Genomic DNA, 23,617 nt, shown 5'->3' on the forward strand with positions numbered 1-23,617 from the left:
CCTGATGGGAAAGTTATCCACGCATGTACTTGATACCACCACCGGTAGCCCTGCCACTGGCATGGCGCTGACCCTGCACAGGATCGACAAGGATGGCCGCGAACTGATCAAGACTGTCGTCACCAACGGGGACGGGCGGACCGATCGGCCATTGCTATCGCCGGACGAAATCAAGGTGGGCCGATATCAACTGACGTTCTTCGTCGAGGAGTACTTCAAGCACAAACTGGTTGTTCAGGACTCTCCGGCCTTCCTGGACGAAATTCCGATCCGCTTTGCCATATCCGATGCCGCAGCCAACTACCATGTGCCCCTGCTGGTGACGCCCTGGTCATACTCGACCTACAGGGGGAGCTGAAAGGTCTAACCAGGGTGGGTGGCGTCGACGACGTCTACATATCGTCATTCACCCATAGATTCCAACCACGCTGAAGCTGTGCTGTTCATCCACGCTGAAATAGACGAGGTTGGAGGAAGACACTGGCGAAGGGTCGTTGCATGCCAGAGTAATGTCTCCAGCGGCTTTGACCCTGAAGAGGACGCCGTCCTGCTGGAAAGCGCTTCCGAAATTATTCTGCATCAAGGGCGAAATATCGATGGCGATGTCTCCCCTGACGGGGTCGCCAATCTGGATCGTATCGCCCGCAGACCATTGCTTGACGTGATCGGCGTTGGAGACCTGCAGTGCATTCAGCGCCGTGTCCAACTTTGCCCAGGCCGATTGTGCGGGTGATCGGGTGACATTCCACAACCGCACCATCGATAGCCCGCGCATGGCTGCGCCGAAGAACAGTGGGGCCGCATTGGTGCTGAAGGTCAGGATATCGGCGCTGACGGAGGCAAGCTTGGCGGTTGTGCCCCCGGTTCGATCCATCTGGAAAACCGACGTTTCTATGACTGCTGGCGGCAGGAATATAAGGGAAGATTGCCTCCGGCCGGTCGCGGCATTGACAATCCCGGCGGGAAAGCGGGCGACACCCGTGGCGCTGTCGGCAATCATGACATCCTGCCAATGGTCTCCATCGACGCTGGTCTTGATGCGAAAGTCGCGGCCCCACATTGTGCCCATTTCGGCGCGGCCTCGGTAATTGGACTGGAACAGCAGGGAAGCGGCCTTGCTGTCGTCGGCCTTGTTGATCTTCAATTGGTGGCTGCCATCCCGGTGGTCGAAGAGCGAGGCGGGGCTTTTCAGCGACAGGAGGTTGGTTTCGTCCGCAATCGAGTTGATGCCGACGCTGGCTACCGGATTTGTTCCGGCTTTCAGTTCGTTCCAGCCGCCTTGATCAAAAACCACGAGCTTGCGTTCTTCCATGATCCAGGCTTGCCAGCCTTCCTGCGGGACAAAGAATGCCCAGGCTCCGTCCTGAAATGCGGCCAGCAGGTTGGCCTTGCCCGACCAGGGGCCCGTTGCGGCGGAACCTACGATATAGCGGTCACCTTCCTGCGGCTCGGCAGGCGGATCGGTCTGGACCGTTCCAATAACAGAAAGCTGAACGAGCGCATCCAGCGCACGAATTGCTTCATTGTGTGTGACGTGTTTCTGCGCCTGCGAGGGCGCGATATAGGGTAGTTTAAGGTTTGGAGTCTGGTCCACGGGCCGTCCTTTCAACTTTCTGCCAAGGACAAATCTTACCGCCAGCCGGAATGTGTTGGATAAATCGCCAATCGCGGCTGAAGGATAACCGTGGAGGCGGAAGCAGCAGCACCGTGCCAGCCGGTGCGTTCGGAGAGGATGGGCCACCTCGACCGAGTCGACGGCGCCGCTGTGAACTCGGAGGTGAAGGCTATATGTGGTACATGCCACTGAGCATCACCCTTACGTTGAAAAGGACCCGGAACAGCTGGCAAGTTGTCCTCCGGGTCCAATTCATAGGCTAAGGAAAGGAGGGCGAGCGCGAGCTTCCCCTCTCTCCGATCAATAATATAAACAGTTTTCTGTTGATTTCGAAGCACGCTTCGGTTGATCGATGGACGAGCATTGCATTTACGGCGCCCTATGCTACTGATCGCCCGTTTTATGTGCCCCACGCCGAGGATCAATGAAATTGGAAAACTTTCGGCAAAGCATCTCGATGATGCCGCGTCGTTACAAGCAGATGCTCCTCGTCTTTTTCGACGTGGTGACGCTGACATTCGCGGTCTGGCTCAGCTATGTGCTGAGGTTTGGTGCATTCTTCACTCCCAACAGTGAGCAAGCGCTGCTGATGGTTTCGGCGCCATTGATCGGCCTGCCGGTATTCATTCGCTTCGGTCTCTATCGCGCCGTCATCCGGTATCTGCCGGACAGGGCGATCTGGACTATGATCCAGGCTGTAACGATTTCGGTCATTCTCTGGGTCTCACTGGCATTTCTCACGCTCATGACCGGCGCCGAAGGCGTGCCGCGCGCCATTCCGTTCCTTTACTGGGTGCTGAGCGTCGGACTGATCTGCGGCAGCAGGTTTGCCGCCAAATGGTTGCTATGGAGTCCGATCCACGAAAGCGTTCAGGGCAGGCAATGTCTCATCTATGGCGCCGGCGATGCCGGACGCCAATTGGCCAACGCCTTGCGGGCCCAGAATGAGGTCTTCGTCGCCGGTTTCATCGACGATGACAAGGGGCTGCAAGGCATGGATATCCTTGGCATCCGCGTCTATCCGCAGGCGCAGATGGAGACGCTGATCGACAATTTCGGCATCAGCGAAATGATCGTGACGACGTCTGCCTTGAGTGGAATCCAGCGCCGCAGACTGATCGGCAGGCTGAAGTCCCTCGAGGTGAAGGTGCGTATCCTGCCGTCTATTTCGGATCTGACGGCCGGCAAGTACCTTGTCAGCCAGCTGCGCGATATCGACATTGACGATCTGCTTGGGCGTTCTCCGGTGCCTGCTGATCCGATCCTGCTCGACAAGACGGTTGAAAACCGGGTCGTCCTCGTGACTGGTGCAGGCGGATCGATCGGCTCGGAGCTTTGCCGCACAATCGTAAAGCTTGCGCCTACCAAGCTTGTCATCTTCGACGTCAACGAACACAGCATCTATCAGTTGCAGCGTGAATTGCTGGCGATCAGCGATTGCCTGGTCGTTCCCGTGCTCGGCTCGATCAGCGATGCGCCGCTGATCAGGACAGTGCTTGCCGACCACAAGGTCGAGAACGTCTATCATTGTGCAGCCTACAAGCACGTTCCGCTGGTCGAGGAGAATGTGGTCGAGGGAGCACGCAACAATGTTGTCGGCACGGATGTCCTGGCGGGGCTGTCACGCGAGGCCGGGGTCAGAAATTTCGTCCTGATCTCGTCCGACAAGGCGGTACGGCCCTCGAACGTGATGGGGGCGACAAAACGCTGGGCGGAGCTCATTGTCCGCTACAACGGCAATGAAGCAGCCAAGAGCAATAGCGGCCAGACCTTTGCTTCGGTTCGCTTCGGTAACGTGATCGGCTCCAGCGGTTCGGTCGTGCCGCTGTTCCGCGAGCAGATTGCCAATGGTGGTCCATTGACCGTCACGCATGATGAGATGACACGCTACTTCATGTCGGTGCGCGAGGCGGCAGAACTGATTATCCAGGCAGGGGCACTGTCCGAAGGTGGCGACATTCTGCTGCTTGAGATGGGCGAAGCGGTACGCATCCGCGATCTCGCCGAAAACATGGTCCTGCTCGCAGGACTGTCCGTCAAGGACAGTTCCAATCCCGACGGCGATATCGAAATCATCACCGTTGGCATTCGTGATGGCGAAAAACTGCACGAGGAGCTGTTCTACGATCCGACGGGCGTTTCACCGACAAGCCACTCGAAGATTCTCAGGGCCAAGCGCAGCACGAATTCCGTGGATCATTTGCCGGATGCCATCAATGAACTGCGCCGGTTGATCGAAAGGCAGGATGTGGATGCGGTCCGCAAAATGCTGTTCGAAGGCGCCAGCGCCTGACGGCGATTTTTCGCACCATCTCATTGTCGGCAAGTTTGGTGTGCATGAGCGATGGCAGCGCATAAAAAGACAGGAATGAGCACTGTTGAAACGCACACCATCATCCGGAAGGGTTGCCGTCCTGCTGGTAACGCAAAACGGCGAGTCGCTGCTGAACGATCACCTCGCTTCGATCGCAGCACAGACCTATCCGGACATTGATCTGTGGCTTTTGGACAATGGCTCGACCGATGCGACAATCGCGATAGCCAATGACTGGGCAAGGCGCTGGAGCAAAGGGCGCGCGCGTATCCTTCAGGGACGGGGCGAGCGCACCGCGGAGAGCTTCCGCGCACTGATTCTCAACACTGGCATTGATGCAGACTATTTCGCCTTTGCCGATCCGCATGACCTGTGGGAGCCTGAGAAGGTCGCCAACGCCGTTCGCTGGATCGAGCATCACGCCTTTGCAGTTCCGTCGGTTTTCTGCTCGCAGAGCGTTGTCATCGGGCAGGATGGACGTGTGTCGGGTTCCACGCGGGCCGTTGCTCGCGAGCCGGATTTTCGCAATGCGATCGTGCAGAATATCGCTCAAGGCAACAGGGTGCTTTTCAACAGGATGGCGCGCGATCTCCTTGCCGAATCCTGCCTTCGGTCAGGGTTTTCCAATCATGGCTGGTGGCTTTACCTGATCGTTTCCGGCGCCGGGGGCGTCGTGCATGTCGATCCGCAGATACTCGCTTGTGAACGGCAATTACAGGCGGCCAACCAATGGCGCGCATTTCTTGGGCATGCCCGGCGGCTGATCGCGGGGAAGTTCGTCGAGCAGTCCGACGTCAACGTGCAAGCGCTGATTCGCAACCAGTCCTTGTTGACCGACGAGGCCCGCGCCACCTGCGATCTCTACTGGAAGGTCCGCTCCGACAACTTCATCAAGCGGCTCTACTATCTGCGTAAATCCGGTGTCTACCGGCAAACGATAGGGGAACAGGCAGGGCTTTATGTTGCCGCCCTGCTGCGCAGGCTCTAGCCCTTTCCGGTGCGGAAGCGATAGAGGACAAGCGTGACCGCAAACAGCGCAAGGAGAATGCCTGTGACGAGCGTGACCCCACTCTGGGCGGCGGCAAAGGCACACCCGCCGAGGATGATGTTGAGCAGGGCTACGGTCAAAACCACATGCCAGACAGACCATCCTGATCGCTTGGCTACCTGATAGGCGTGCTTGGAATGGGCGGCAAAGATATTTTCACCGACAGCGAGCCGCATCAGCAAAGTCGATGTTGCATCGGCTATGAAGAATAGCGGCAGGATCAGGCCGACCCAGATCGACGTGTCGCGTGCAACAAGGAAACAGGTGAGGCCGCCGATGAGGCCAAGCGGAAGGCTGCCGGAATCGCCAAGGAACACTCTTGCTTTCGGCCGGTTGAACAGGGCGAAACCGGCAAGGCCGCCTGCGATCGAAGCAGCGAGGTTGCCGGTTCCGATCGCAGCCAGGCCAAATGCCGAGAATCCGGCAAGGATCGCCAGCGGGACACCAAGCCCCGACACGACCATCAAATCGAGACCATCCATGAAGTTGGTCAGGTTGATGAAGTATACAAGTGCGACAACAAGCAGGCCGCGCTCCGCAAGAAACGGCAGTAGCTCCGGCAAAAGGCGGAAGTTCGAGCCGAGCCCATAAATGGCGATCGCCGAGGCGGCCAGCTGCGATATAAGACGAACGCTTTCAGGCAAGTGATGGCGATCATCAAGAAAGCCGATGACCCAAAGCAGAATTGAGGCGAGGCTCGCACACACCAGGAATGTCCGGTCTAACCCATTGTCCGGCCCGAAGATCCAGAGCGAGCAGAGGATGGCCGGAACGAGGGCGAGGCCGCCAAGCTGCCGGGCCGCCTGCGTATGATTGGAACGTTCGGTAACAGCTGCGGCAAGAAAACCGGCGGGCAAGACCCGCATGATGACCGCAAGCAAAATGGCGCTTGCGGAGGCGGTGACGAGGAAAGAAGAAATGATGCTAGCCAACGCGGGATCCATGCACTTGTTTCTAGGGCCTGAACCCTTGCTCAGAGATGGCACTTAGCACTGTTGGAAAAATTCTGAAAAGTGTTATTGTCGGCTTGGTCAGGAGGCAGGCCGAAGCCCGCCTCCCAAACCTAGAGTAATGAAAATGAGAACCGGATGCTCAGTTGCCAGCTGGTCCGGTTCCTTTTCACTTCTAGGGTGATGCATAGTGGCAGAAACCACATCGCTTCACTCCAAGTTTGACAGCATATTGGCCGTATGCCTCAGCCAGCCCATCCCCCTGATCGCACCGGCTGGCACGGTGCTGCTGCTTCGCCGCCAAAACTCAGTTTCAGTACCAGCCTATCGATATGGATCCCTGAATAGAATCCCGACTTAAGTCCAATGCTCTTTCCCGGCATTTGAAGTAATAATGCCGAAACAATTGTGAAGAGCGACAAACTGACGGTCATTCGTGATTGCACAAGCGGGAGCCAAAGGTTATAAGGCCGCGCTGTCACGCGGTTTGATTAAAACCACGCTGATATTTTGGGGCGTAGCCAAGTGGTAAGGCAGCGGTTTTTGGTACCGCCATTCGGAGGTTCGAACCCTCCCGCCCCAGCCATTGTCCAATAAGCGTCCGGCAGAAGTCAGTCATTCCACAATGATATGGCCCGCAGGCATTTCCTTCCCGCAAATCATTGATATAGATCATTGCCCGAGGGCAGGGCACTTCCGTTGCGTCGCTTCACCAGAGTGCTCAATCGTTCAACGTTTTGGCAGTTCCTGCGCCTCGCGCCTCTCCTGGAACTGCAAAGTGGAGGAAAACCAGCATGGCACACCGCATCGCCGTCGTCGGCAGCAACATGACCGATCTCGTCACATCGATCATCCGTATGCCGGCACCGGGCGAAACCCTGGAGGCCTCGTCGTTTTTCATGGGATTTGGCGGCAAGGGCGCCAACCAGGCCGTGGCCGCCGCGCGCCTCGGTGCGGACGTGATGATGGTCACCAAGGTTGGCGACGATGTCTTTGGCCAGAGCACGGTGAATAATCTCAAGGGCAATGGTATAGACATCACCCATGTCGGTACCGTGGCCGGTCAGTCGAGCGGCGTTGCGCCGATCTTTGTCGACGAGCATGGCGAAAACTCGATCCTCATCATCAAAGGCGCGAACAATGAGCTGAAGCCCGCCGATATCGATGCGGCGGCGGAGGATCTGAAGCGCTGCGACCTTATCCTGATGCAGCTCGAGGTCCCTCTGGAGACGGTTTACTACACGATAGCCTTTGCAGATCGCCATGGAATCGAAACGATTCTCAACCCCGCACCGGCCGCGCCGAATCTCGATGCAAAGCAGGTCACGAAGGCGACATTTCTCGTGCCCAACGAAACCGAACTCGCGCTTCTGACCGGAATGCCCACGGGCACTGACGAAGAGATCGAGGCCGCGGCCCGCTTCCTGATCGACAAGGGAATCCGCACGGTTATCGTCACCATGGGATCGCGTGGCGCGCGCCTCGTCACGGCAACCTCGTCCATTCTAATCGAGCCGCTCAAGGTCAAGCCGAAGGACACGACCGGCGCCGGTGACGCGTTTATCGGCAGCTTCGCCCGCTTCTATGTCGAGAGCGGCGAATTGGAGCCCTCGCTGAGGAAGGCGTCGCTCTACGCAGCTGATTCCATCACGCGCCAAGGCACGCAAAGTGCCTATGCGACCAGGGAGGAGTTTGAAAAGTTTATTGGCGCTCTCGGACAGGTTCCGATCAGATAGGCAACCGAATGCGTTGACAAACCGGGCGATCGTGGTAATCTCTACTGATTAAGTAGTGATAAGACGAGGATTGGTTTTTCCTCGAACTGGCCTTTACAGAAAGGCTGGCCGTCTGGTTTATGCCGGTCGGCGGAATGGCGTTCTGATATTCTGTCTTTCGCGGCAATAAATTGGCGCGGATTTCGTGCGCCCTGTGAATCCATACTTTTCCTAGTTCTAGTTGTTCCACTATGTTTGCGCCGAATGGCGGCAATGCCTATGATGCCGGCAATTCGGAACGATGTTGTTGCACGAGCATGGCTCGGGCGAGAGTGGATATTGATTTTATGACCAAGAACCTGACGCACCTCCAGCGTCTAGAAGCCGAGGCGATTCATATCTTCCGTGAAGTCGCAGCCACGTTTTCAAACCCGGTGATGCTCTATTCAATCGGCAAGGATTCTTCCGTCATGCTGCATCTGGCGATGAAGGCCTTCTATCCGGCCAAGCCGCCATTTCCGTTCCTTCACGTCGACAGCACCTTTAAATTCAAGGAGATGATTGCATTTCGTGATTCAGAAGCTGAGCGGCTTGGCTTCGGTCTTCTCGTCCACAGCAATCAGGAAGGCATCGACCAGGGCATCAACCCATTCGATCATGGTTCCAACACCCATACGCACATCATGAAGACGGTTGCTCTCCGTCAGGCCCTCGACAAATATGGCTTCGACGCAGCCTTCGGCGGCGCGCGGCGCGATGAGGAGAAGTCGCGGGCCAAGGAGCGGATCTTCTCCTTCCGCAACGCACAGCACTCCTGGGATCCAAAGAACCAGCGGCCGGAAATGTGGAAAATCTACAACACCCGCGTCGCCAAGGGCGAATCGATCCGTGTCTTTCCAATCTCCAACTGGACCGAACTCGACGTCTGGCAGTACATCATGCAGGAGGATATTCCGATCGTTCCCCTGTATTTTGCGGCAAAGCGTCCCGTGGTCGAGCGCGACGGCATGCTGGTGATGCGTGATGACGAGCGAATGAAGCTGATGCCCGGTGAGGTGCTGCAGGACAGGATGGTGCGTTTCCGCACGCTTGGCTGCTATCCGCTGACCGGCGCCGTCGAATCCGATGCGGCGACTTTGCCGGAAATCGTCAGTGAGATGCTGGTGTCGCGTACCTCCGAGCGGCAGGGGCGCATGATTGACAAGGACGAGGCAGGCTCGATGGAAAAAAAGAAGCGGGAGGGCTATTTCTGATGTCGAAAGCCCAAGCCGAGGTCAATTCAATACAAACCACCGCCGCCGAAGAGATCAGCGCCTATATGGCCGAACAGGAGAAGAAGTCGCTGTTGCGGTTTCTGACGTGCGGTTCCGTCGATGACGGCAAATCGACACTGATCGGGCGGCTGCTCTATGACACCAAGCTGATCTTCGAGGACCAGCTGGCGGCGCTCACCAACGACAGCCGCAAGCATGGTACCAATGGCGAAGACATCGATTTTGCATTGCTCGTCGATGGACTTGAGGCGGAACGCGAGCAGGGCATCACCATCGATGTTGCCTATCGGTTCTTCTCGACACCGAAGCGCAAGTTTATCGTTGCCGACACGCCCGGTCATGAACAGTATACCCGCAACATGGCGACCGGCGCGTCGACCGCCGACCTTGCGATCGTCCTTGTCGATGCGAGACAGGGTATCCTGCGCCAGACGCGGCGCCATAGTTTCATCGCCTCGCTGCTCGGTATCCGCAATATCGTGCTTGCGGTCAACAAGATCGATCTGGTCGATTACTCAAAGGAGGTCTTCGACAGGATTGTTGCAGATTATCAAGAGTTTGCGAGCAGACTTGGATTCAATACAATACAGGCGATACCGCTTTCGGCACGGTTCGGCGACAATGTCATCGGGCCATCGGCCAACCTTGCCTGGTACAAGGGGCCGGCATTGCTACAACACCTGGAAGAAGTGCCGCTGGATGGTGCCAACTCCGAGCGCCCATTCCGTTTCCCGGTCCAGTTCGTCAATCGGCCAAATCTCGATTTCCGCGGTTTCGCCGGTACCATCGCCTCGGGTACCGTGGCGCCCGGTGACGAGGTGGTGGTCGCCAAGTCCGGCAAATCCTCACGCGTCAAGCGCATCGTCGACTGGGACGGCGATCTTGAGCGTGCGGGCGAGGGGCAGGCCGTAACGATCGTTCTGGAGGACGAGGTCGAGGTCTCCCGCGGCAATATGCTGGTTTCGCCCGATGCGCGACCCGAAGTGGCGGATCAGTTTGCCGCCCATCTGGTGTGGTTCGCCGAACACGCATTGATTCCCGGCAGGTCCTATATCCTGCGCACGGAAACCGATCAGGTGACGGCAACGGTAACCGACCTCAAATATCGAATCGATATCAACAGCTTCGCTGAAGTTGCGGCCAAATCACTTGACCTGAACGAGGTCGGTGTCTGCAATATTTCAACCCAGGAACCCATCGCATTCGATTCCTACAAGTCGAATCGCTCGACGGGCTCGTTCATCCTGATCGACCGGCTGACCAACGCTACCGTCGGTGCCGGCATGATCGACTTTGCCTTGCGTCGCGCATCGAACGTGCATTGGCAGGCGCTTGACGTCGACAAGGCTTCGCGCGCAGCACAGAAGGACCAGAAGCCGGCGGTACTCTGGTTTACGGGCCTGTCCGGATCGGGCAAGTCGACAGTGGCCAATCTCGTGGAAAAGCGGCTGTCATCGATCGGCAAGCACACCTATATCCTCGATGGCGACAATGTCCGCCATGGCCTCAACCGGGATCTCGGTTTCACCGAGGAAGACCGCGTCGAAAATATCCGGCGGGTCGGCGAGGTGGCGAAGCTGATGGTTGATGCCGGCCTGATCGTGCTGGTCTCATTCATTTCGCCGTTCATAACCGAGAGGCGGATGGTGCGGGAATTGCTGGCTGATGGCGAATTCCTGGAAGTCTTTGTCGACACGCCATTCGAAGAATGCGCGCGGCGCGATCCGAAGGGGCTCTATGCCAAGGCCTTGCGTGGAGACATCAAGAATTTCACCGGCGTCGATTCGCCTTACGAGCCGCCGGAAAATCCCGAACTTCATCTGAGGACGGTTGGGCGTACCGCAGAAGAGCTTGCGTCAGAGGTCGAAAAGTTGCTCATAGAGAACGGCATCATCTTCAATTACGATCAGAGTTCGTGGTCGATCTAATCCATGCCGATATTCACGCCATGGTGGCCTGCAAACGGCGTTTTTCTGCGCTCCGGTGCTCATGGACCTCAAGTCCACTGCGCTCCGGTGCTCGAACACCACCGTTTTCGGTTCGCCATGAACGCGAATCTCAGCATGGCCTTTTCGTAGCGGCTTCAAGGAGTTGGCATGAACGTTGTGGACCACCATCCGGCTCTGCTTCAGATCTTTGAGACCACGGCGATCGCCGCCGGCAGGGAGATCCTGCGCATCTATGAGGAAGGCTGCGACGTTGCGTTGAAGGACGACAAGTCGCCGGTGACGGCAGCAGATCATGCGGCCGAAGCCATCATTGTCGACGCGCTGCGCCGGTTGACGCCGGATATTCCCATCGTCGCGGAAGAAGAGATTTCCAGCGGTCATGTGCCGGGGGATCTTGGCGATCGTTTCTATCTGGTCGATCCACTCGACGGTACGCGCGAATTCGTCAATCGCAACGGCGACTTTACGGTCAACATCGCGCTCATAGAGCATGGGGCGCCGGTGCTCGGTGTGGTTTATGCGCCCGTACGCGGCTGGCTGTTTATTGGCGGACCAGGCGGCGCGCAGGAAGTGACCGTCGAACATGATGGCACGGTTACCGCCCGCAAGGCCATTGCCTGCCGCACGACGCCCGATCAGATGGTTGCCGTGGCAAGCCGTTCGCACCGCACCCCGGAGACGGACGCCTATCTGAAGGATTATTCCATTGCAGATTGTATTTCCGTCGGCTCCTCTATCAAGTTCGGTCTGCTGGCGCGCGGTGAGGCGGATATCTATCCGCGTTTCGGTCGCACGATGGAGTGGGATACGGCCGCTGGCGATGCCGTGTTGCGGGCCGCTGGCGGGATCACACTCACGCTGGACGGCAAGGCGTTGACCTATGGGCGCCGCGATCAGGCCGATGATGTCGATTTCGCCAATCCGGATTTCGTGGCACGCGGGAAGCTGTAGCTCAATCCCATCGACGAAATCAGTACCGCCTTCGCAGCAATGTGGCCATGACGAAGAATGCGCCGACCGAACTCGTCACGATGCCGATCGGCAGTTCTTGCGGCGCCAGCAGCAGCCGGGCCGCCAGATCGCTGAGCAGGATCAGCATGGCGCCCAGCAGGGCGCAGGTAATGATCATGCCCGCGTGCAGTTGCCCGGCGAAGCGGCGCGCAATATGCGGGATCATGAGTCCGACAAAGCCGATGACGCCCGCGACCGAAACGAAGATCGCGGTTGAAAACGCACAGACGATGAAGACGATGTTGCGTGTGCGGGTAACGCGCACGCCAAGGCTTTCCGCCGTGCCTTCTCCCGCGAGAAACGCGTCGAGATTGCGGTGGTTGGCAAGGGCGTAGACGAGTATCGCAGCGAGGCCGGTAAGGGCCAGCGGCAGATTATCCCAGCGGGCAAGACCAAGGCCGCCGAGTGTCCAGAACAGCACCGAGTGAGCGGTACGCTGGTCGCCGGCGAACACCAGGTAGTTGGTGAGCGCCGCAAACAGGAATGATACGCTCAAGCCGGCAAGGATCAGCCGTTCCGGCCCCTGACCTTGAACACGGCGCACCAGAACAAGCACGCTCACGGCCGCGAGCATTCCGCCGCTGAAAGCTGCTATCGGCAAGGTCCAGATGCCGAAGCGATCGCCGAAAAGCGTGATGACCGAGACGGCACCCGCCGCAGCACCGGACGAGAGGCCGAACAGGAACGGGTCGGCGAGATCATTGCGTGTCACCGTCTGCAGCATGGCACCGACTATGCCCAGACCCGCGCCGACGCAGACGGCAAGCAGCGCACGCGGCAGACGCAGATCAACGATGATGCGCTCGACAGGAGCGCTTGTCGCCTGCTCACCAAGGCCCACCGCGTGGGCCAGCGCATTCAGGACGTCCACCAACGGGATGACGGTTGACCCATAGGCGATGGATGCGAGGGCGAGGGCCATGACAAGCACCAGCCCTACCACCAGCATCAGTCGTTGACCGGCGCTGACCTGCACTTAGAAGGCCTCCGGATGCATGGCCTTGGCGATCTTCTCGATTGCTTCGATATTGGCCGGGCCCGGCGTGATCTCCGCATAGCGAAGCGCGACGAAGCGCTCATTTTTCACGGCGTCGGTCTCCTTCATCGCCGGATGCGACTTGAGGAAATCGAGCAGTTTCTGGTAACCGGCGTCATCCTGATAGTCGAGCAGTATGAGGAATTGCGGGTTGCGTGTCGCGACGGTTTCCCATGAGGTCGTGGCCCAGCTGGTGTCCATGTCGGCCATGATGTTGATGCCGCCGGCCTCGTTGATGAGCGCTGTCGGCATGGCGAACTTGCCGGCGGTGAAAGGTTTGTCTTCGCCGGAATCGTAAAGGAAAACACGTGTTTCTCCGTTGTTGCTGATTCTTTTCCTGATGTCTGCAAGCTGGGCTTTCCAACCGGAAATCAGCTTGCCGGCCTCCGCTTCCTTGCCGAAAATCCTGCCCAGCTTTTCGATATCGCCATAAAGGAGATCCATCGAGGCGGCAGGACGGTTCTTGTCGAGATGCACGCAGCTTTCGGTCAACACCAGTGTCTTGATGCCGTAAGGTGCAAGCGTATCGGGCGTCACCTCGCCGCCGGGCTTCATGCCGTAATTCCAGCCGGCAAAAAAGAAATCGGGACTGGCTGCAACCAGGTTTTCCATGGTTGGATATTTGGGAGCAAGTTCCGGAATGGAACCCTGCTGCTGCTTGAATGCATCATCGAGCTTGTACCAGCCGGTGATGCCGGTGACACCGACCATCGAGGACTGGAGACCCAGGGCGAACGCCATTTCGCTCATGTTGATGTCCTGAATGACGGCACGCTTCGGTGCCGTGACGAAGGTGAGCGGCTTGCCGCAACTGTCGACCGTGACAGGAAAGGCCCACACGGGTGCGGACAGCAGGGAGAGGGCAAGTGCGAGGCAGGCTTTTTTCTTCATCATAGGCTCCGTGGATAGGGATGCGGGGAAGTATCGGGTGTTTCAAACACCATGAGCTCGCGTTCCTGCGATGGATGGCGCAGGCGCAACACGTCAAGTTCGAAGACGTCGCTGACGATGCGCGGTGTCAGGGTTTCATCGGGGGTGCCCATTGCCACGAGCTGCGCGCTATGCATGACCGCGACATGGGTGGCAAAAGGCGCGACTAGGGGCAGATCATGCAGGACGGCGATGGTGGTGACATCTAGGCCGGCCACCAGTGACAGCAATTCGCTGCGTGCCTTGGGATCGAGATGATTGGTGGGCTCATCGAGAAACAGCACAGCGGGTTGTTGGGTAATGGCGCGGGCCAGATGCACGCGCTGGCGCTCCCCGCCCGACAACGAACCGATGCGGCGCCCGGAACAATGCGCAATCTTAACGCGGTGCAGCGCTTGTGCGACGCTCTCGCGGTCCTGCGCCTTGGTGAAAGTACCATGGTAGGGGATTCGCCCAAGAGCAACATAATCTTCGACGATCAATTGCGGGTCGGGCGTCTCGGACTGTCCGACGAAGGCAAACTGGCGGGCGCGCTCCAGCGGGGTCAGACGGGTGATACTCTCGCCATCAAGATGAATGTCGCCGCCGGTTGGCTGGAGCAGGGCGGCCAGCATGCGCAGTAACGTCGATTTGCCTGCGCCGTTCGGGCCGATCACCGCCAGGCGGGAGCCACAAGTGACTGACAATGACACCGCATCGACAAGCGTCTTGCCGGCGGTGCGATAGCTTGCCGCATCGGCGGCGAGGACTACGTGGCTCATGAACAGGCTCTCCGGACCATCGTAGAAGGCTCAGCTGTTGTCGATGTTGAGAATTGATATAGTAATGTTATAACATATGTAAAGAATGATTGTTGGACTGCGGTCAACAGTTCGCTGCTATGGCCTGACGGGAGAGAGCGTGTTCGAATGGTCATGCCTGTCCGGTTCTGGACAGGATCAAGGGAACGCAGCAAATATCCGCCGCCTCTTCGGGGCCGCGAATGTGCGGGCCCGTTGCAGCAGCAAACGTCGCATCGCTCCCGGCACACCCCGTCCGGTTCGAATTTCAAAGTATGATGGCAGGTCTCCTGGCTCGCGGGTCCCAGCTTCGCCTTGCCTTCCCGATCTCAGATCAGTGGCATTGTCAGGCGTTGCTCACCGCTTACAGTTGCGGGGGCAGCCACGGTCTCGGTCCCTTGTGGGTACGCCTCACCGTGTTCCCTTTTCATCCCCGGCCGTGTCGTGCCGGGGAAACCATCGGCCGCGATTGTTACTGCAAAGGTCGCCCGAATGGAACAGATAGTTATTGGAAAAATGTTGGGAAATGTTATGTTCGCATCGTGGAGTGAGAGACAGGCTTTCGCCCGTCTCCCGTTTCCTGTTATTGAAAAAGACCCGGATGGTGAGTGTCCAGCTCGTCCGGGTCTTTTTCAACTCCAGGGTGATACGCAGTGGCAGAAACCACATCGCGTCACCTCCTGTCTTGCGAGCAAGGCCATTGCCCTCAGGTCGGAGAGGCCCATCTTCTCCGATGCACCGGCTGGATCGGTGCTTGCTGCTTCGCTCACAGGACCTGATGAAAATCGCCTGATCCTCCGTCTGCTGCAACGCATGCACGGTTGCATTCGCGGCCAGGCACCGCTGTCGAAGTAGTGCAAGCTCGTTTATGCGGCAGATCTGGCGGATGCTAAAATAATTGGCAACGTGTGATTTACTTCGAGATGGAGTAGGCTAGGCTCTTGTCGGGAACGCGCATTTCAGAAAAACACTTTGAGGCCACATGGCAATTCACGCTGCAGTCTACCATCTCACCCACTATAGATATGACCGCCCAATCATGCTTGGGCCGCAAATCATCAGGCTTCAGCCCGCGCCCCATTCACGCACCAAAGTCCTCAGTCATTCGCTGAAAGTCAAACCTGACAATCACTTCGTCAATCTTCAGCAGGACCCCTACGGCAACTTTCTTGCCCGTTTTGTCTTTCCCGAGCCTGTCACCGAGCTCAAGATCGAGGTCGATCTCATCGCTGACATGACGGTCTACAATCCGTTTGATTTCTTCGTCGAGCCGGTTGCCGAGAACTGGCCCTTTGCCTATCCGGAGGAGATCAGCGACGACCTCTCGATCTATCTGAAACCCGAACCCGCGGGCCCGCTGTTGCAGGGCTTCCTCGACACGATCGATCGTAGCACAACCAATACGGTCAATTTTGTCGTCGACCTCAATGCGCGCATTCAGCGGGAAGTCGGTTATGTCATCCGCATGGAAACGGGCGTCCAGGAACCGGAGACGACGCTCGGCGTTCGTACGGGTTCCTGCCGCGATTCAAGCTGGCTGCTGGTGCAGGCGCTCCGCCATCTTGGCCTCGCCGCCCGGTTTGTTTCGGGTTACCTCATCCAGCTTAAGCCCGATCTTGTTTCGTTGGACGGACCAGCCGGTACCGACAAGGATTTCACCGATCTGCATGCCTGGTGTGAGGTCTATCTTCCCGGCGCTGGCTGGATCGGTCTTGACCCCACGTCTGGCCTTCTCACCGGCGAGAGCCATGTGCCGCTTGCCGCCACCCCGCACTATCGCAATGCCGCGCCGATTTCAGGCATGGCGGAACCGGCCAATGTCGAATTCGCCTTCGACATGCATGTTACCCGTGTGTCGGAACATCCCCGCATCACCAAGCCGTTTTCCGATGAATCCTGGGCTGCGCTCGACGCGCTTGGCGAACAAGTGGATTCGATCCTGAAAGAGCGCGACGTGCGTCTCACCATGGGCGGCGAGCCGACATTCGTTTCGATCGACGACTTTGAATCCGGCGAGTGGAATACCGACGCTGTAGGTCCGACGAAGCGCGAGAAGGCGGACAAGCTAATCCGCCGTCTCCGCGACAGGTTCGCACCGGGCGGCTTCCTGCATTATGGACAAGGCAAGTGGTATCCGGGAGAAAGCCTGCCTCGCTGGACGTTCTCGCTGTATTGGCGCAAGGACGGCAAGCCGATCTGGGTCGATCCGAACCTTATCGCTCCGGAAAACAGCAAGGCGGATGTAGGGCCGGACGACGCAGGCAAGCTTCTTACCGGCATCGCCAATATGCTCGGTGTGGAAAATGACATGGTATCGCCTGCCTATGAGGACCCGGCCGAGTGGATCGTCAAGGAGGGTAATCTGCCGGCCAACGTCGATCCGTCCAATTCGAAACTGAAAGACCCGGAGGAACGCAGCCGCATTGCCCGCGTCTTCGAACGGGGCTTGACCGAACCGACCGGCTTTGTCCTGCCCGTGCAGCGGTGGAACAGCAAGGCAGCCTCGGGTCCGAGGTGGCGCAGCGAAAAGTGGACGACCCGCCGCGGCAAGCTGTTCCTGGTGCCGGGCGATTCGCCGGTCGGTTATCGCTTGCCGCTTGGCTCGTTGCCACACGTGCCGGCGTCGGAATATCCATACATCGTTCCGGTGGATCCATCCGTCGACCGCGGGTCGCTCGCGGATTCTCTCGCATCCCGGACTGAATCGCCCGCGCCAGCCCCGGCCGGCCGGGAAGCACCAGTCGCGTCCTTCACGGCGGCCGAAGGCAATCAACAGGAACGTGTCGAGCAGGAACTCGGCGAAATCGGCGGCGCCGTGCGCACCGCCATTTCCGTCGAGCCGCGTGAGGGGCGGCTCAGCGTCTTCATGCCGCCAGTCGAGGCGCTGGAGGACTATCTCGAGCTCGTCGGCGCCGCGGAAGCAGCGGCTGCGCAACTCGGTGTTCCTGTCCACATCGAAGGCTATGGTCCGCCCCAGGATCACCGCATCAATGTGATAAGGGTCGCGCCCGATCCAGGTGTGATTGAAGTCAATATCCACCCGGCTTCCAACTGGCGCGAATGTGTAGAAACCACCACGGCCATATATGAAGAAGCGCGGCAGACCCGGCTGGGTGCGGACAAGTTCATGATAGACGGCCGTCATACGGGCACGGGCGGCGGCAATCACGTGGTCGTGGGCGGCGAAACACCGAACAACAGCCCGTTCCTGCGACGCCCCGACCTTCTGAAAAGCCTTGTCTTGCACTGGCAGCGACATCCCTCGCTGTCCTATCTGTTCTCGGGCATGTTCATCGGACCGACCAGCCAGGCGCCACGCTTCGACGAGGCTCGCCACGACAGCCTGTATGAACTTGAAATTGCCATGGCGCAGGTGCCGATGCCGGGTCGCGGTACGCCGCCGCTGCCCTGGCTCGTGGACCGGCTGTTCCGCAATCTGCTGGTCGATGTGACCGGCAACACGCATCGTTCGGAAATCTGTATCGACAAGCTGTTTTCACCCGATGGGCCGACCGGCCGGTTGGGCCTTGTCGAGTTCCGGGGTTTCGAGATGCCGCCCAATGCGCGCATGAGCCTGGCGCAACAATTGCTCGTACGTGCGCTGATCGCCCGCTTCTGGAACAAGCCCATTGAGGGGAGTTTTGTCCGTTGGGGCACCTCGCTGCACGACCGTTTCATGCTGCCCGCCTTCGTCTGGCAGGATTTTCTCGATGTGCTCGCAGACTTGTCTCAAAATGGATTTGATTTGCGGCCGGAATGGTTCGAGGCGCAGTTGGAGTTCCGCTTCCCGTTTTGCGGCGAGATCGAGAATGAGGGCGTCAAGCTCGAATTGCGGCAGGCACTGGAACCATGGCATGTCATGGGCGAGCAGGGCGCCATCGGCGGTACCGTACGTTTTGTCGACAGCTCGGTGGAACGGCTTCAGGTCAAGGCAGAGGGTTTCAATCCGGCCCGTCACAGCATCGCCTGCAACGGTCGTGAAATCCCGATGAGGATGACGGCCATCGAAGGAACGGCCGTTGCCGGCGTGCGCTTCAAGGCGTGGCAGCCGAGGTCGGGTCTGCATCCGATGATCCCCGTCAATACGCCCCTTGTCTTCGACATCTACGACCAGTGGTCGGGGAGGGCCATTGGCGGCTGCGTCTATCATGTCGCACATCCCGGTGGTCGCAGCTATGATACGTTTCCCGTCAACTCAAACGAGGCCGAAGCGCGTCGCCTGGCGCGGTTCGAGCCACGCGGACATACGGCGGGGGCGTATGAGCTGAGGAAGGAACAGCCGCCAGCGGAGTTCCCGATGACCCTTGACCTGAGACGGCCGCGCCAGGGCTAGTCGCCAGTATTTATGCCGAGTATCTCACCCCTTGAGGGAGAGATAATTGTCATCGAATGTTTCGCTTACCAGTCAACGCAGATGCCAAGCAAACGAATGTCACAAGTGAACAAAGCACAATCTCTCCCGATTTCCGGCTTGCTCGCTGGCTACAGGCCTCTGCCTGGGGTTGCCGACGAAATGTTCGATCCGACCGACGCGCTTCGCCCTGGCTGGGAGACACTCCTTCAGACGCTTGATCGGATCGGTCCGGAGAAGCTGGCGACGCGTTTTGCCCGCGCGAACCAGTACCTGCACGATGCCGGTGTGTTCTACCGGGTCTATGACGAGAACGGCACCCAGGAGCGCGAATGGCCGCTCGCCCATATGCCGATCCTGATCAATGAGGAGGACTGGCGCGAGATCACCTTCGGACTGGCACAGCGCGCCGACCTTCTCGAAGATATCGTCGCCGATATCTACGGAGAGAACAGGCTCATCCGCGACGGCTTGCTGCCACCGGATCTGATTGCCTCGAATCCGGAGTTTCTGCATGCCGTCGCCGGGGTCAAACCGGCGAGCGGGCATTTCTTGCACCTGTGTGCCTTCGAACTCGGGCGCGGGCCTGACGGTCAATGGTGGGTGCTTGGCGATCGTACGCAGGCGCCATCCGGAGCGGGCTTCGCGCTCGAAAATCGCGTGGCAACGACCCGGGCCCTGTCGGATATCTCAAGCGCGATGAACGTGCATCGGCTGGCCGGTTTCTTCAGGGATTTCCGCGATTCCTTGCAGGCATTGGTCAAGAGTCCGCAGGGACGGGCCGCCATCCTGACGCCGGGGCCGAACAACGAAACCTATTTCGAACACGCCTATATTGCCCGATATCTCGGCATCATGCTTCTCGAAGGCGACGATCTGACAGTCAGCAAGGGGAGGGTAATGGTTCGGACCGTCTCCGGTCTCAAGCCGGTCGATGCCCTGTGGCGGCGCATGGATGCGGCCTATATGGACCCGCTCGAACTGAAGACGGATTCATGGATCGGCACGCCGGGCATGGTGAGCGCCCTGCGCCAACGGACCGTTTCCCTGGTCAATGCGCTTGGCTCGGGCATCCTCGAGACACGGGCGCTGCTGGCCTTCCTGCCGGCCATCTCAAATGCGCTGCACCAGCGCGACCTCGCGCTGCCCAGCATCGCCACGTGGTGGTGCGGACAGGAAAGGGAGCGAACGCATGTGGTTGACCGGCTGGACCAGATGATGGTCGGTCCGGCCATGTCAACGCGGCTTCCCTTCGAGGATGTCGGTGCGACAGTGCTTGGCTCCGCGCTCGATGCTGAAGGGCGTCAGTCCCTGCTTGCCCGGCTGCAGAAAGATGGACGCGGCCTGGTCGGGCAGGAGGCCGTCAAGCTTTCGACCACGCCGGTCTATGTAGACGGCAAGCTCGAACCGCGACCGTTCGTGCTCCGGGTCTTTGCGGCACGCCACAAGGATGGGTGGAGTTTCATGCCCGGCGGCTTTGCCCGCGTCGGCTTCACGCTCGATACCGCAGCGATCGCCATGCAAAGGGGCGGGCAGGCGGCAGACGTCTGGATCACCTCGAACGGACCGGTGCGCAACGACACGCTGCTGCCGCGCGAGGACGATGCGTTCCGGCGCAACGTGCCGGGAACGCTGCCCAGCCGTGCAGCGGAAAACCTCATGTGGATGGGGCGGTATATCGAGCGGGCGGAAGGGACGGCGCGTATATTGCGTGCGTGCCATGCCCGCTACGCCGAGGCGGCCAACATGGAACTGCCGCTGCTTTCGGAAATGCGCGATTACCTGAAACCACTCGGCATCGACCTCGATACGGCGGTGCCGAAGGGGCTGCAGCGCTCCATCGACGGCGCGATGCTGAGCGCCGGCCGCATTCGCGACCGCTTTTCGCCCGATGGCTGGCTGGCACTGCGCGACCTCTCCAAGACCGTTCACCGTTTTCAGGATGTCGTGATGGCAGGGGACGATACGACCCGCGCCATGACGATCATCCTGCGCAAGCTCGCGGGATTTTCCGGCCTCGTGCACGAGAATATGTATCGCTTCACCGGCTGGCGGTTCCTGGAAATCGGCCGAAGGCTCGAACGGGGCATTCAGATGGCGCGCGTCCTGGCGACCTTGTCGCAGGATGATGCGCCCGATGGTGCACTGGAAATGTTGCTGGAGATAGGCGACAGCGTCATGACTCACCGGCGTCAGTACAGCGTCTATTCCGGTCGGCTGAGCGTGCTTGACCTGTTGGCACTCGATCCGCTCAATCCACGCTCGATCATCTTCCAGCTGGATGCCTTGAAGACGGAATTCGGCCTGCTGCCATCGCGGGAGCAAGGTGCAACCATGCCTGCCTTTTCCAAGAATGTGCTGCGCCTGCATACGGAGATGGCGATCATGGAGGCGGTCGATCTGACTGCGGAGAAGCTCGACACTATCGCCTGCGATATCGGCACTCTGTCCGATATCATTTCCGATACCTATTTCGCCTGAAGGGGTCCCCATAAGGTCGCCATGCTCTACAACATACGCCTTCATCTTCACTATAATTACGAGCGTTCGGCCGTTGGCGGGCGCCATCATATTCGCGTCATGCCGCAAAGCATGCCGGGGGTTCAGCGTGTGATTGCCTCCAGCCTGTCCTTCGATCCGGTATCGGCGGAACGTTCGGAATTCACCGACTTCTTCTCCAATACGGTGACGTCGATCACCTACCGGAACCCGCATGAGACGCTCGATGTGACGATGACGGCCCGGGTGAATGTTACCCGGCCTTCGATGATGCTCGATGTCTCGCCCGATCTTGCAGGGCTGCAAAAGGAACTGCGGACCGTCTGGTCCATCGCACCCGATGCGCCGCACCACTTCCTGACCAGCAGTGCCTACGCCACGATAGATCCGGCAATCACGGCCTATGCCGGGCAAAGCCTCCTTCAGACGTCCACCGTGATGGAAGCGGTCAAACATCTCAATGACCGCATCCATGCCGACTTTACCTATGAGTCCGATGTGACAGACGTACGTACAACCGCGCGCCAGGCATTCGACCTCAAGGCGGGCGTGTGCCAGGACTTCAGCCATGTCATGATTGCCGGCCTGCGTGGCATCGGCATTCCGGCTGGATATGTCAGTGGCTTCCTGCGGACCATTCCGCCGCCCGGCGAGGAACGGCTGGAGGGCGCCGATGCGATGCATGCGTGGGTTCGCGTGTGGTGCGGGCGCGAGGCCGGGTGGCAGGAATTCGACCCGACCAACGCCATGGTGGCGGGCAATGATCACATCACCATTGGCTATGGCCGCGATTACGCCGATGTCTCGCCCATCGTGGGTGTGCTCAAGACCAGCGGGTCGCAGGAGGGCAAGCAGTCCGTCGATGTCATTCCGATGGAATAGGTTGATAGCCGAACCAAGCACGATAGTGCCGCACAGACCGAATTATTGGAACGGTTTTTCTTGGTTTCCGGCATCCCGGAGAATATGGTCTGCTTCCTGATCCGGGTTCCGTCAAGAATGGGATGAATTTCCGCAGTGCGATCCTTGCTTCCCATTCCGCCGCTGATGCTTACCACAGGGCCGGTTCCTGCCTATCCGGAAGTGCTGGCTGCGCTTGGCAGGCCGGTACTCTACGATTATCACCCGGCCTTCCGGGCCTATTATGCCGGCGTCGTCGAGAAACTCCGGCAAGCGCTGCAGACAGACAATGATCCCGTGATTATGCAGGGCGAGGCCATCCTTGGCATCGAGGCGGCGGCCGCGGCGCTGATCGGCAAGGGCGACGTGGTGCTCAACCTCGTCTCCGGCGTTTATGGCAAGGGCTTTGCGGTCTGGGCCGCGCGCTACGGCAAGGAAGTCGTTGAACTCGCCGTCCCCTTTGACGAAATCATTGATCCGCAAGCCGTGCGCGATGTCCTGCGCGCCCGTCCGGACATAAGTGTCGTCGCGCTGTGCCATCACGATACGCCCTCCGGCACGCTCAACCCGTTGCGCGAAATCGGAGCAATTGTCGCTGCACACGGCGCCTATCTCCTGGTCGACGCGGTGTCCTCCTTTGCGGGCATGGACGTGCATCCTTCCGATGTCGATGCCGATATCTTCATCACCTCACCATCGAAGTGCCTGGGCAGCACCCCCGGCCTCAGCCTGATTGCAGTCAGTGAGCGGGGCTGGGCGAAGGTCGAAGCCAATCCGGACGCTCCCCGCGCCTCCTTCCTCAGCCTTCTGGCCTGGAAGGGCGCATCGGAGCCGGGCATGCCGTTTCCCGTCACGCCGTCTATTGCCGAAATTTACGCTCTCGATGCGGCGCTGGACTGTTATGCAAGCGAAGGACCTGCGAATGTCTGGGCCCGCCACGCGCAAACGGCACTGATTGCGCGGAAAGGGCTGCTCGGCCTTGGCCTGTCCCTTTGGCCGAAACAGGAGGCCTGGTGTGCGCCGACGGCGACGGCTTTCAAGGTACCCGACGACCTTAGCGATGTGGCGCTGCGCGACCGGTTGCTGCTCGACCACGGCATTCTTGTTTCGCTTGGCCGGGGCGAGACGGCCGGCAAGATCCTGCGCATCGGCCACATGGGCGCTTCCGCCGAACCGGCCTTTGCCAGCACCATGATTTCCGCACTGAAAGACGTCCTGTCCAAGCCATGAACTGAACCGGAGGATT

At 59.1% G+C, this 23,617-nt stretch carries 16 protein-coding genes, 1 tRNA gene and 1 riboswitch; of the genes, 12 read left to right on the plus strand and 5 right to left on the minus strand.

Annotated features, from left to right (window positions below):
* The first annotated feature begins 4 nt into the window (after positions 1-4).
* The gene (gene uraH / locus K9U38_RS05890; protein ID WP_224493406.1) at positions 5-358 is read left to right on the plus strand and encodes a hydroxyisourate hydrolase; all 354 of its coding nucleotides are present in this window, start codon (positions 5-7) and stop codon (positions 356-358) included.
* A gap of 48 nt (positions 359-406) precedes the next feature.
* Here uraH and K9U38_RS05895 read toward each other — a convergent pair whose 3' ends face one another.
* The gene (locus K9U38_RS05895; protein WP_224493407.1) at positions 407-1,594 is read right to left on the minus strand and encodes a DUF2793 domain-containing protein; all 1,188 of its coding nucleotides are present in this window, start codon (positions 1,592-1,594) and stop codon (positions 407-409) included.
* A 445-nt stretch (positions 1,595-2,039) separates the two neighbouring features.
* On the opposite strand from K9U38_RS05895, the gene K9U38_RS05900 reads away from it, so the two are divergent.
* Together K9U38_RS05900 and K9U38_RS05905 are read left to right on the plus strand one after the other, a co-directional pair.
* Positions 2,040-3,908, plus strand: a complete 1,869-nt coding sequence (locus tag K9U38_RS05900) for a polysaccharide biosynthesis protein (protein WP_224493408.1) — start codon at positions 2,040-2,042, stop codon at positions 3,906-3,908.
* Between the two features lie 85 nt (positions 3,909-3,993).
* Positions 3,994-4,917 (plus strand): glycosyltransferase, encoded by a 924-nt coding sequence (locus K9U38_RS05905; protein ID WP_224493409.1) that lies wholly within the window; start codon positions 3,994-3,996, stop codon positions 4,915-4,917.
* On the opposite strand, the gene K9U38_RS05910 is transcribed toward K9U38_RS05905, so the two are convergent.
* Positions 4,914-5,909 (minus strand): MraY family glycosyltransferase, encoded by a 996-nt coding sequence (locus K9U38_RS05910; protein ID WP_224493410.1) that lies wholly within the window; start codon positions 5,907-5,909, stop codon positions 4,914-4,916. The two genes, K9U38_RS05905 and K9U38_RS05910, sit on opposite strands and share 4 nt — an antisense overlap.
* Before the next feature lie 529 nt (positions 5,910-6,438).
* On the opposite strand from K9U38_RS05910, the gene K9U38_RS05915 reads away from it, so the two are divergent.
* The 5 genes from K9U38_RS05915 to cysQ all read left to right on the plus strand — a co-directional run bounded on the left by K9U38_RS05915 (position 6,439) and on the right by cysQ (position 11,816).
* A tRNA-Gln gene (locus K9U38_RS05915) sits at positions 6,439-6,513 on the plus strand.
* Positions 6,514-6,721: 208 nt separating this feature from the next.
* Complete coding sequence (gene rbsK, locus K9U38_RS05920; RefSeq protein ID WP_224493411.1) at positions 6,722-7,663, plus strand: ribokinase; 942 nt, start codon at positions 6,722-6,724, stop codon at positions 7,661-7,663.
* A gap of 326 nt (positions 7,664-7,989) precedes the next feature.
* The gene (cysD, locus tag K9U38_RS05925; protein ID WP_224493412.1) at positions 7,990-8,895 is read left to right on the plus strand and encodes a sulfate adenylyltransferase subunit CysD; all 906 of its coding nucleotides are present in this window, start codon (positions 7,990-7,992) and stop codon (positions 8,893-8,895) included.
* On the plus strand, positions 8,895-10,844 hold the full coding sequence (gene cysN, locus K9U38_RS05930) for a sulfate adenylyltransferase subunit CysN (RefSeq protein WP_224493413.1): 1,950 nt from the start codon (positions 8,895-8,897) through the stop codon (positions 10,842-10,844). The genes cysD and cysN overlap by 1 nt, the downstream gene beginning before the upstream one ends.
* Positions 10,845-11,012: 168 nt before the next feature.
* Positions 11,013-11,816 carry a 3'(2'),5'-bisphosphate nucleotidase CysQ gene (gene cysQ, locus K9U38_RS05935; protein ID WP_224493414.1) on the plus strand — a complete coding sequence of 268 codons (804 nt, stop codon included), beginning with the start codon at positions 11,013-11,015 and terminating at the stop codon, positions 11,814-11,816.
* A 19-nt stretch (positions 11,817-11,835) separates the two neighbouring features.
* Here the strand turns inward: cysQ and K9U38_RS05940 are convergent, their stop codons facing one another.
* Genes K9U38_RS05940 through K9U38_RS05950 form a run of 3 tightly spaced genes read right to left on the minus strand, consistent with a single transcriptional unit; the run spans position 11,836 to position 14,603 of the window.
* Positions 11,836-12,825, minus strand: a complete 990-nt coding sequence (locus K9U38_RS05940; protein WP_224493515.1) for a FecCD family ABC transporter permease — start codon at positions 12,823-12,825, stop codon at positions 11,836-11,838.
* A 27-nt stretch (positions 12,826-12,852) separates the two neighbouring features.
* Entirely contained in the window at positions 12,853-13,803 is a 951-nt protein-coding gene (locus K9U38_RS05945) for an ABC transporter substrate-binding protein (protein WP_224493415.1), read from the minus strand.
* A complete protein-coding gene (locus tag K9U38_RS05950) occupies positions 13,803-14,603 on the minus strand; it encodes an ABC transporter ATP-binding protein (protein ID WP_224493416.1) in 801 nt (266 codons plus the stop codon). Before K9U38_RS05950 ends, K9U38_RS05945 begins: the two co-directional genes overlap by 1 nt.
* A 281-nt stretch (positions 14,604-14,884) precedes the next feature.
* Positions 14,885-15,097, minus strand: a riboswitch (cobalamin riboswitch).
* 506 nt (positions 15,098-15,603) lie between these two features.
* Between K9U38_RS05950 and K9U38_RS05955 the strand changes: the two genes are divergently transcribed.
* The 4 genes from K9U38_RS05955 (at position 15,604) to ppaT (ending at position 23,601) form a co-directional block, all read left to right on the plus strand.
* Positions 15,604-18,954 carry a transglutaminase family protein gene (locus K9U38_RS05955; RefSeq protein ID WP_224493417.1) on the plus strand — a complete coding sequence of 1,117 codons (3,351 nt, stop codon included), beginning with the start codon at positions 15,604-15,606 and terminating at the stop codon, positions 18,952-18,954.
* 96 nt (positions 18,955-19,050) lie between these two features.
* A complete protein-coding gene (locus K9U38_RS05960) occupies positions 19,051-21,453 on the plus strand; it encodes a circularly permuted type 2 ATP-grasp protein (RefSeq protein ID WP_224493418.1) in 2,403 nt (800 codons plus the stop codon).
* A gap of 21 nt (positions 21,454-21,474) precedes the next feature.
* Entirely contained in the window at positions 21,475-22,353 is an 879-nt protein-coding gene (locus K9U38_RS05965; protein WP_224493419.1) for a transglutaminase family protein, read from the plus strand.
* Between the two features lie 135 nt (positions 22,354-22,488).
* On the plus strand, positions 22,489-23,601 hold the full coding sequence (ppaT, locus tag K9U38_RS05970) for a pyridoxamine--pyruvate transaminase (RefSeq protein WP_224493420.1): 1,113 nt from the start codon (positions 22,489-22,491) through the stop codon (positions 23,599-23,601).
* Positions 23,602-23,617 lie beyond the last annotated feature (16 nt).

The sequence above is a fragment of the Phyllobacterium lublinensis genome (assembly GCF_020164435.1).
In the GTDB taxonomy this organism is placed as follows: Bacteria; Pseudomonadota; Alphaproteobacteria; order Rhizobiales; family Rhizobiaceae; genus Phyllobacterium; species Phyllobacterium lublinensis.